Here is a 10,847-nt window from a genome sequence, read left to right as displayed (position 1 = left end):
ACACTTCATCGAAATCCTTGATGGGTAATTGAAAAAACTTATACGCCAACCTAAAAAAATAAAAAGAGGCCGACTCATTGTTTTGAGACGGCCTCTTCTATAAAAAAACAAATCCATGTATTTTAAATCACCATAATCTTCTGAGACGAACTCTGATTATTGTCAAGGCGGGTTAAACGGATCACATAAAACCCTTTACCCAACATTGAAGGTATATTAACCGAGAATGCTGAAGATCCACCACCATTCACCTTCATAGAAACGGCTTGCTTTCCGCCCAAACCAAAAAACTGTACGAGATACTGACCTTTCTCTTTAACATTGATCTGAATCTGATCACCAGGACGAGCAGGGTTAGGGTAAGTGTGAAAGGTTGAATTCAATTCAACATTTGAATTCCAGCTAACCGTTTTAATTTCAGAAATCTTAGCATTACCGTGGATGTCTACCATTAATAAGCGATAGACATTTTTTCCGTTTGCCGGGGTAATATCAGAGAAAGTATAATATTGAGTAACGCTTCCATGGCGACCACGTCCTTTGATCTCACCAACCGTTGCAAAAGGCTCACCGTTGATACTGCGCTGAACTATAAATTTGTCGAGGTTTGCTTCAAGTATGGTGGACCATTCAATAGTATTTGATTTCGCTTCTGCGTAAGCAGTAAAATCGATAAATACTACCTGTACAGCCTGTACTTCCGGAACAACCACCGCAGAATCAACCTGTGCGGTTTGTGCAGTTGCATTCGTAAACGATGCAAGGGTTATCATTAAAGTTACTACGAGGCTGAGCTTTTGTTTTGTGTTCATTTGGTTTGAATTTTCCGGTACTACTTGCTATCGGACTTTTACGATAGGGGTATGTAAGTATTACCTGAAAACAAAGTAAATACCGATATCTTGCTCTTGCAAGGTTGCTCACCGAATAAAAAAAGCCACCCATCGAAATTGAAGGGTGGCTCTATTGAAAATCAATATTTTAGTCCCTGCTATTCAGTTTCCCAAGGAGCCTCAGGATCTCTAGATACAGCCAAACAATGGTTACAAGCAACCCGAAAGCGCCATACCACTCCATATATTTTGGCGCACCCATCTCGGAGCCACGTTCGATCATATCAAAATCGAGGATAAGGTTTAGCGCAGCAATCGTTACCACTACCAGTGAAAAGATTATTCCAAATGTGCTGCCTTCGTGAATGAAAGGAATAGTAATGCCAAACATCCTCAGCACCCATGATATTAAATAAAATATCGCAATGCCCATGGTAGCAGTGAAGATTACAGAACGGAAAGTTTCTGTAGCTCTTATAACCCTAAACTGATACAGGAAGAACATCGATACCGCAGTTCCGAAAGTGAGTAACACAGCCTGTATAATAATATATGGGGCAGATTCGGCAAATCTTGCACTATAATATGCAGATACCGCACCGACAAACAAACCTTCAAGCAACGCATATAAAGGAGCGAGATAAGCTGCCCACTGTTGTTTAAATACAATAACCAATGCCACGATCAAACCTCCGAATGCACCGGTCAACATATACCCCATTACGTCCTGTCCGCCAAAGAAGGCATTCCAGGTATAAAATGCTGTAGCCATCACCATAAGAAACAGGAAACCAAATTTGTTCATGGTTCCGCGCACGGTCATGACTTCTCCAGTATTGATTACAAGAGACTTTTCGAATGATTTTTCTGAAACGGTCGGATTGCCCGATTTAAAAAGCGCCATAGGTCAATAGAGTTTAGTACGACAAAATAATTAATACTACGCAAAGTTCATATTTTCCAATTGATTAAAATCCTTAAAAATCGATTCTAACCCTGTTCTCATATTAGCGTAATAATAAATCTTTCCGGAATTTTTAGTCCGGGACAATCTCACGTGATGTCTTAATTTTATAGATATTTAGGATTATGACCAGAAAAGAAGAATTACTGCAGGATGTAGTAATCAAATTTGCCGGCGATAGCGGTGACGGGATGCAATTGACCGGTTCCCAGTTCATGAACAATACGGCTTTGCTAGGGATTGATTTAGCAACTTTTCCAGATTTTCCAGCAGAGATTAGAGCCCCGCAGGGAACGCTTCCGGGAGTGAGTGGATTCCAACTCAGATTTTCTTCTGATAAAGTATATACACCGGGCGACGAATGTGATGTTCTTGTTGCGATGAACGCCGCGGCACTGAAGACAAATCTTCGCTCCTTAAAAAGAGGTGGGCGAATTATTGCCAACACAGATGGTTTTGACGCCAAGAATCTTCGTCTTGCGAATTACCCCGACGGAGTTAACCCACTGGATAACGACAGCCTGAGTGGATTTGAAGTGATAAAGATCGATGTAACCAAACTTACCCGCGAGGCGCTGAAGGAGTTCACGATGGGTACAAAGGAAAAGGATCGTGCAAAAAACATGTTTATCCTGGGTTTCCTTTACTGGATGTACAACCGTGACATGATCAATACGATCAGTTTTCTAAAGGAGAAATTTGGTAAGAAAGACGATATTCTCAACAGTAATATAAAAGCTTTACAGGCAGGATACAATTTTGGTGACACCACAGAAACCTTTACAACAAGGTATAAGGTAGATAAAGCCAAAATGGAACCGGGCATGTATCGCTCCATTATGGGAAACCAGGCACTGGCTTATGGCCTGATTGCAGCTTCAGAAAAAAGCGGACTTCCTCTATTCCTCGGTTCTTACCCGATCACTCCTGCCTCTGATATTCTTCATGAGCTCAGCAGGTATAAGAATTTCGGAATAAGAACTTTCCAGGCAGAAGATGAAATTGCAGGTATTACTGCGGCTATTGGTGCCAGTTATGGCGGCTCTCTTGCAGTTACAACAACTTCAGGACCGGGTCTTGCACTGAAGGCAGAAGCAGTAGGCCTTGCCGTTATGTTAGAAATTCCGTTGATCATCTGTAATATTCAACGAGGTGGGCCTTCTACCGGACTTCCGACAAAAACAGAACAAAGTGATTTACTGCAGGCATACTACGGAAGAAACGGAGAATGCCCGATGCCTGTAATTTCTGCTTCAACGCCGAGCGATTGTTTCGATGCGGTTTTTGAAGCGGTTCGGATTTCTGTTCAGCACATGACGCCGGTGTTATTTTTGAGTGATGGATATATTGCCAATGGTGCAGAGCCCTGGCGCTTTCCAAAATCAGCAGATCTCGCTGAAATAAACGTGAGCTTTAAAAAAGCACTCGACGAAGGCGAAACAAAGCTCCGTCCTTATCTGCGAGATGAAAAACTGGTTCGTTCTTGGGCAATTCCAGGAACACCGCGTCTTGAACACAGGATCGGAGGTTTGGAAAAGGAAGATATTACCGGCAACGTGAGCTATGATTCCGAGAATCATGAGCACATGGTAAAGACGCGCGAAGCAAAAGTTGAAAAGATTGCCGATTATATTCCGGAACAAAAACTCGACAGTGGACCGGACAGTGGCGATATACTTGTGTTGGGCTGGGGAAGTACTTATGGTGCGATCCGCAGTGCAGTAACTGAATTGCAGGATCAGGGACTTTCTGTTTCGCATGCCCATCTCCGTTATATTCGTCCTTTCCCTAAAAACCTGGGCAATATCCTGCGGAATTTTAAACAGGTACTTGTTCCGGAAATTAACAATGGTCAGCTGATAAAAATTATCCGCGATAAATACCTGGTTGATGCGAAAGGATATAATAAAATCAAAGGAGTACCAATTACAAAAACAGAACTTGTATCTTTTTTAAGAAATATGCTATAATTAAACAGACCTAACAGGTTTTAAAAACCTGTTTGGTCTGTTAATCTTATACCTTATTCCACAACTTTCTCTACAATCTTTCCTGTAGACTTCAATTTTAGAATCAGTTTTTTCGCGCCATAGTGCGTCACTTCCTCTTTCACCAGATAATGGTCTGCATCATATTCCACCAGGTGACTATCTTTTGATACGCCTACACGACCGCGCCAGATATCTAATTGCACCGGTTCCCACAGTTTTGATTTCGCTGAGCGATATGCCGCATCCAGTACGGCATTCACTACATAACCATCATAGAAAGTTTCTTTCGGGGGAGTTCCTTTTTCAATGGCAGAAAACATATCATTGAACATATGATTGTAACCCAATTCATTCAATTCATCTCCTACCGGAAATAACCAGCCGGAATTGGATTCTGCTTTTTCAGCCACATAATTTCCACCCTTCCCGGTAGTAAACATATCGAAACCTGTACGCAGAAAACTATTGATCCAGATCGTTCCTTCAGAACCCATTACTTCATCTCTCAGATCAAGTCCGCCGCGGAAAGTCCAGCTTACTTCAAATTGTCCTATGGCACCGTTTTCATATTTCACCAATGCGATCGCATGATCCTCTGCATCGATGGGTTTTACCTGGGTATCTGCCCAGCACATCACTTCAACAGGTTTGATATCTTTCCCGATATAACTACGGTTGAGTTCCACACAATGGCAGCCAAGGTCAAGGATACAACCGCCGCCAGCTTGCTCGATATCCCAGAACCAATCGCTGTGCGGGCCAGGGTGAGTTTCTCTAGACTTTGCCCAGAGTACTCTTCCGATCGCTCCGTTCTTTACGCTTTCAATCGCTTTTAAAGATTTAGGCGTATATACCAGGTCCTCCAAATATCCATTGAAGATGCCTGCCTTCTCCACAGCTTCCAGCATGCGTTTTGCTTCAACCGCATTTCTTCCTAAAGGCTTGGTTGTGATTACAGCTTTCTTGTGCTTACAGCAAAGGTTAACCGCAGTTTCGTGCAGGTTATTGGGCAATGAAATACAAACGACATCCACATCAGGATGTGCTACAGATTCTTCCATATCTGTTGTCCAGTGGCTGCATCCATAGTCATCAGCAAATTTTTTCGCATTTTTTTCACTGCGTGAATAAACAGAAACCACTTTATCCTGACTGCGGAGACCCTGAATAGAATCAGCATAAAATCTCCCGATAAACCCCGAACCAAGCATTGCAATGCGTTGCATATTCTTTTATGTTTTAAATGGATAATTAAATTGTTTGAGCGACCTTCTGTTGTTTTCTATCCTGAAAGAAAAGCAAAAATAAAACAAGAACTACAGCGGCGATTCCTGCTGGTACATACCACACTTTCAACCAGTTGGTGACGTCTGCAGATGGTGGACTGGAAACTGTATACCAGTCTTTTGCAATACCTGCAAGCTTGGAACCAATAAACATTCCGAGGCCATATGTAGCAAGAGAAATTAATCCCTGGGCCTGGGCCTTGATCTTCTCCCCAGCTTTAGAATCAGTATAGATCATTCCGGTTACAAAAAAGAAATCGTAACAAACACCGTGTAATAGTATTGCAGCATAAAGCATCCATGGGGAAGTAGCTGCATCGCCATAACCAAAACAAAGGAACCTGATGATCCAGGCAATTAACCCGATGATCAGAATATTCTTTACTCCCAGCTTTTTATATGCCAAAGGCAGGAGCAACATAAAGATTACTTCCGATGCCTGCCCAAGCGACATCTTGTTTTCGATCTTAAAAGTAGTCGGGTCCATTAAAGGAAATGCCGCCTTATATGAATCCGTAAGTGAGGGATTGGCCCAGGTATAATAAAATGATAGCGGAATACAAATCAATACAGAAGATATAAAGAAAATCAGGAATGACCGGTCCTTAAAAAGTACAAATGCATCACGGCCAACGATCTGTCCAAAACTCACTTTGCCTGTGGCTACCGGTGGAGTCTTCGGAAGAAAAAATGCAAACACTCCCAGTATTGCAGCACTGATCATCGAAATCTGAAAAATAGTAACCTTATCTCCCACACCCATAAACCCAACAAGATTCACCACAGCAATCCAGGCAATCGTTCCAAAAACCCTGATCGCAGGAAACTGTTTTTCGGGATTGGTCATGTGGCGCATTGCTATAGAACTTGTCAATGCAATGGTTGGAGCAAACGTAAGGCAATATACGAGCATCACGCCTGTAAAAACATTGGGATCCGTAATCTTGGTAAGGACTAACAGAATGGCAGCACCTGAAAGATTTAAAACACCGAGTACTTTCTGTGCATCAAAATATCTGTCAGCAAGCATCCCGATAAAAAAAGGAGCGAAAATCATAGCGATGGAAAATACCGCATATGCATTGCCTACCTGGTCACCGGTCGCATGCAATTGATCAGTCATGTACTTACTCATCTGTCCGTACCAGGCACCCCAGACAAAGAACTGAAGAAACATCATAATGGAAAGCAAAACGCCTGTACTACTTTTCATAAGCAGGAAAAATTTCTGTGGGTATTATTGATATTGTAAATACAAATCATGGAGAACCAAAATAAGCATTCTGCAAATACGTGACAATTAAAAAATCAAAGCTTTTGCTTTGTTCTTTTAATGTTTAATTCAGAACCTAAATTCCTATAGTATAAACAAATATTCCGCAATCCGCATTCGTCACATTTTGGATTTCTCGCGAGGCATATATACCGGCCATGAAGTATTAGCCAGTGATGAGCTTTATGAATGAGTTCTTTGGGTATATGCTTTATCAGTTGTTGTTCCGTCTGTAAGGGAGTCTTCGCGTTTTTTGTGAGCCCTAACCTGGCTGATACTCTAAACACATGAGTGTCCACCGCCATATTAGGTTGTTCATCTATAACAGAAGTAATAACGTTGGCAGTTTTTCTTCCAACTCCCGGAAGCCTGACCAGTTCTTCAACAGTCATTGGAACTTCACCTTTAAATTCTTCCATCAGCATCTTTGCCATTCCGATCAGATGCCTGGTCTTATTATTCGGATAAGAAATGCTTTTTATCAATGGGAACAGTTCGTCAAAGGTGGCTTGTGAAAGGAGCGCAGGATCGGGGTACCTCGCAAAAATTTCGGGGGTAGTTTGATTCACCCGCTTATCTGTACACTGTGCCGAGAGGATTACGGCTACGAGTAACTGAAAGGGGTTATCGTAAATTAATTCCGTTTCAGGTTCCGGAGAATGCTGCTGGAAGTAGTTGAATACATACTGATACCTCTCTTTGATAGTCATAAGGAACTTAATCCCGCTAAACTAAATCAAAGGGATGAATTCGTATCAGTGCTGATCGACTTTTGCCGCTTCTGCGTACTGCATGATAGAAAAGATAGCTTGCGGCCTTGGAGAGAACGACAAAGTATCAAGACTTTTAATAGCCTCTTTCAATACTTCGAACTTTTCTCTTAAAGCCCAATCTGCTTCCAGTGCACGCTGTAATGCATTTTTTTCTTCAGCATCCATCTCGTTGTACAAAAAACGAATCATGTCTTCAGGCGTAAAATTGTTCATAAATCTGGTCATTTCCGGTAAATGTGGTTTATCCGGGCTAGCCTGGTTCATCGAAAGGATAAAAGAATCGGGATAACTTTCAAAGGGGGAGTTAGAGGGAGTAACCTCTCTAAAAACGGAGTAAGGTCTTCTTTATTGCAGCTGGAGGTAAAAAATTATTGTAAATCAGCGTTCTGTCGGAGTTATAATGTACAGATCTTCATTATCTTTTTTCATCATATATTTCTCACGGGCGATTTTTTCCAACGCTCTGTTATTCGCCTCGATTTTTTTTAATTCATCAGAGGTTTCCTTGATCTGACCTTGATAAAATGCTTTGCTTTCTTCCAGTTCTCTCAACTCACGGCTACGGGCATTCTGTTGAAATATATCATTGTGATCAAAGAAAATCATCCACAATCCAAACAAAAGGCTGGATAGGAAATATTTATTTTTCAATAAGCTGGTAACAGATCGCATAAAAAAAATCCTGAAATAAAAATAGCCATTTTATTTCAGGAACTCTTATTTAACAGAATAAAGTTATCATTGGTTCATCGCCATATCCTTGGTTCCATTAAGTTTTAAACCGGCTGAAGAACCCTGAACAAGCATTGCTTTGCCCTGGGCACCGGAACCGCCGCCACTACTCCATATCACTCCTGCGATGATATCAGCATATCCATCACCGTTAATATCACCCGCAGATGATACCATCTGGCCCACAGTCACATCAGGATTATTCATATCGATCTCTACAACTTTATCAGAAACTCCTTTTTTAGAACCTGTATATACATAAGCGATACCTTTTGGCTGATCTATATTAAATAGATAGGAGCCTACAATAAATTCACCATAACCGTCACCGTTGATGTCGCCTGCAGGCGCTACAGAAAGACCGAGATTACCATCCATGATTGCACCGGAATATGTCCAATCCGGATACATACTCACCCCATTAGCAGCACCGAGATAGACATAGATCTTTCCAACATTACTTTTTCCTTCATCATACCTGTTAGCCCCGATTATTACATCGGCAAAACCATCACCATTAATATCTCCGGCACTTGCAACAGCATTCCCAAAATTAGCTTCCACCTGGTTGCTTTCACCGGTCCATGCTGCCGACTGAGTCATACCCACCGGGGATCCAAGAAAAATAAATGCACGTCCCTCATTGTTCTGACCGTTATCGAAATTGGGTGCACCTACTATAACATCAAAATAGCCATCTTTATTTACGTCGCCTGCCGAAGCAACAGCCTTCCCAAAATTGGCTCCCACCTGGTTTCCTTCTGCGACCCAGAATGGAGTTTTTGACAAACCACTTGCCGAACCGAGATATACAAATACTTTTCCTTCATTTGTTTCACCGTTATCAAAGAAATGTGCTCCAATGATCACATCAGCAAATCCATCTTTATTCACATCGCCGGCTGACGCGACAGAACCCCCGTAAAATGCATTGGCCTGGTTACTTTCCATAATCCAGGATGGTTCTTTTGAAAGACCAGAAGGAGATCCGTAGTACACGAAAGCTGCTCCTTCATTGTCTTCGCCATTACTATAATGCGAAGCGCCAATAATTACATCGCCAAATCCGTCACCATTAATATCTCCTGCATTCGCTACAACCTCTCCGAAATTGGCATCCGCCTGCGAAAGTGAGCCTGACCATACAGGGTTTGCAGAAAGGCCATTACCTGTACCATAATACAGAAACACCTTTCCTTCTTTGCTAACACCAAATTCGAGTTTGAAAATACTGAGGATGACATCGCCATATCCATCGCCATTGATATCTCCACCAGGCGAAACAGCGTAACTGAAATTATTGGCGAAATGTCCGCTGGAATGTTTAAACGATGAGATAGATATTACCGCAGCCATAAGCACTGCAAGTCGTTTGAACAGGAGGGTGAAACTTGTCCGCATAAAACCGGTCTTTTTTGTGGTTTGTAAAAAATAGACTGGCTTCCGCTAGGAAAAATTGGAATCTCTAAGGGGAATTCTAAGGGGATTGGAGCAGAAAAATACAAAACATCTTTTGTACTTTAAAGCAATTACACAGAAAATTTCTTTCAAAACTTATGCCCGCCCTGATTTTCATCATTTTATGAAACCAGGAGCGGGCACTTTATTACATTTTTGAAATCCTAATTCTTTAATAATCAAGTATACTTAAACGCTACTTTCGGAATTTGATCTTTCCTTTTGGATAGATTGCATTACCGCCGAGCGCCTCTTCAATACGAATCAGCTGGTTATATTTTGCCATACGATCTGTGCGGGATGCTGAACCTGTTTTTATCTGGCCGCAATTCAATGCAACAGCCAGGTCAGCAATGGTGGTGTCCTCAGTTTCTCCGCTACGGTGACTCATAATGCTCGTGTACCCGTTGATCTGCGCAAGATGAACCGCATTGATGGTCTCCGTGATTGTGCCAATCTGGTTTACTTTGATCAGGATACTGTTTGCGATGCCTTTGTCGATGCCTTCCTGTAACCTCTTTACATTGGTTACAAACAGATCGTCACCAACAAGCTGACATTTACTTCCTACCGCATCAGTCAGTTTTTTCCAACCTGACCAATCATCTTCTGCCATACCATCTTCGATGGAAATAACAGGATATTTGTCAACCCAGGAAGCCCAGTAAGCTACCATTTCATCGCTGCTGATAACTTTCCCTGAACTCTTATAGAATTTGTAAGTCTGGTCCTTATCGCTAAACATTTCGCTGCTCGCCGCATCTAATGCAATTCCAATCTGTTCTCCTGGCTTATATCCTGCCGCTTCGATAGCCGCCAGTACCGTTTCAATTGCTTCTTCGTTGCTCTGAATATCCGGAGCAAAACCACCTTCATCACCTACGTTTGTGCTGTATCCTTTTTTCTTAAGTACAGTTTTTAACTGGTGAAAAATTTCAACACCCCAGCGTAAGCCATCAGAAAAAGTATCAGCACCTACAGGAATAATCATAAATTCCTGGAAGTCGATCTTATTATCAGCATGTACACCACCATTCAGGATATTCATCAATGGCATTGGTAACGTTGTTGCGTTAACTCCCCCCAGATAGCGATACAGTGGCAGATGACTTACCTGCGCTGCTGCTTTCGCTATTGCCATCGATACAGCAAGTGTTGCGTTAGCACCGAGGTTTTCTTTATTTTCAGTACCATCGATCGATATAAGCATGCTATCGATATAGGCCTGTTCATTTACATTCAGACCGATGATCTGGTCTGCGATAATATCATTAACGTTATTTACTGCTTTCTGCACTCCTTTACCTCCATACATTGCTTTATCGCCATCGCGCAGTTCTACCGCTTCGTGTTTGCCGGTAGAAGCTCCCGATGGTACAGCAGCCCTGCCCGTAATTCCATCTTCAGTAATTACATCGACTTCAACTGTCGGGTTTCCGCGACTGTCCAGGATTTGCCTTGCATGTACATCAGTAATATAACTCATAATAGTTGGTTTAAATGTTTGGAATGAATAATATGAAGTGCCGGGTGCAAA

The 10,847-nt window shown here is 42.0% G+C and carries 10 protein-coding genes; 1 reads left to right on the top strand and 9 read right to left on the bottom strand.

Annotated features, from left to right (window positions below; genetic code table 11):
• Nucleotides 1–122: 122 nt before the first annotated feature.
• Both P2W82_RS18145 and P2W82_RS18140 read right to left on the bottom strand, forming a co-directional pair.
• Nucleotides 123–812: a hypothetical protein gene (locus P2W82_RS18145; RefSeq protein WP_336517342.1), complete on the bottom strand. Its 690-nt coding sequence runs from the start codon at nucleotides 810–812 to the stop codon at nucleotides 123–125.
• Between the two features lie 169 nt (nucleotides 813–981).
• A complete protein-coding gene (locus P2W82_RS18140; RefSeq protein ID WP_336517341.1) occupies nucleotides 982–1,737 on the bottom strand; it encodes a Bax inhibitor-1/YccA family protein in 756 nt (251 codons plus the stop codon).
• 185 nt (nucleotides 1,738–1,922) lie between these two features.
• On the opposite strand from P2W82_RS18140, the gene P2W82_RS18135 reads away from it, so the two are divergent.
• Nucleotides 1,923–3,767: a 2-oxoacid:acceptor oxidoreductase subunit alpha gene (locus tag P2W82_RS18135; protein WP_336517340.1), complete on the top strand. Its 1,845-nt coding sequence runs from the start codon at nucleotides 1,923–1,925 to the stop codon at nucleotides 3,765–3,767.
• 53 nt (nucleotides 3,768–3,820) lie between these two features.
• Here the strand turns inward: P2W82_RS18135 and P2W82_RS18130 are convergent, their stop codons facing one another.
• The 7 genes from P2W82_RS18130 to eno all read right to left on the bottom strand — a co-directional run bounded on the left by P2W82_RS18130 (nucleotide 3,821) and on the right by eno (nucleotide 10,796).
• Complete coding sequence (locus P2W82_RS18130; RefSeq protein ID WP_336517339.1) at nucleotides 3,821–5,014, bottom strand: Gfo/Idh/MocA family protein; 1,194 nt, start codon at nucleotides 5,012–5,014, stop codon at nucleotides 3,821–3,823.
• Between the two features lie 25 nt (nucleotides 5,015–5,039).
• The gene (locus P2W82_RS18125; RefSeq protein ID WP_336517338.1) at nucleotides 5,040–6,287 is read right to left on the bottom strand and encodes an MFS transporter; all 1,248 of its coding nucleotides are present in this window, start codon (nucleotides 6,285–6,287) and stop codon (nucleotides 5,040–5,042) included.
• Nucleotides 6,288–6,382: 95 nt separating this feature from the next.
• Complete coding sequence (gene nth / locus P2W82_RS18120; protein WP_336517337.1) at nucleotides 6,383–7,057, bottom strand: endonuclease III; 675 nt, start codon at nucleotides 7,055–7,057, stop codon at nucleotides 6,383–6,385.
• Between the two features lie 45 nt (nucleotides 7,058–7,102).
• Entirely contained in the window at nucleotides 7,103–7,345 is a 243-nt protein-coding gene (locus P2W82_RS18115; protein WP_336517336.1) for a hypothetical protein, read from the bottom strand.
• 153 nt (nucleotides 7,346–7,498) lie between these two features.
• Nucleotides 7,499–7,792, bottom strand: a complete 294-nt coding sequence (locus tag P2W82_RS18110) for an FtsB family cell division protein (RefSeq protein ID WP_336517335.1) — start codon at nucleotides 7,790–7,792, stop codon at nucleotides 7,499–7,501.
• Nucleotides 7,793–7,858: 66 nt separating this feature from the next.
• Nucleotides 7,859–9,253, bottom strand: coding sequence for an integrin alpha (locus P2W82_RS18105; protein ID WP_336517334.1), 1,395 nt, complete (start codon nucleotides 9,251–9,253; stop codon nucleotides 7,859–7,861).
• A 253-nt stretch (nucleotides 9,254–9,506) separates the two neighbouring features.
• Nucleotides 9,507–10,796 (bottom strand): phosphopyruvate hydratase, encoded by a 1,290-nt coding sequence (gene eno / locus P2W82_RS18100; protein ID WP_336517333.1) that lies wholly within the window; start codon nucleotides 10,794–10,796, stop codon nucleotides 9,507–9,509.
• Nucleotides 10,797–10,847 lie beyond the last annotated feature (51 nt).

The organism is Pollutibacter soli (genome assembly GCA_029269725.1).
Lineage (GTDB): Bacteria > Bacteroidota > Bacteroidia > Chitinophagales > Chitinophagaceae > Pollutibacter > Pollutibacter soli.
Note: the sequence above shows the minus strand (reverse complement) of the source record. Positions and strands in the feature narration are given on the sequence as shown.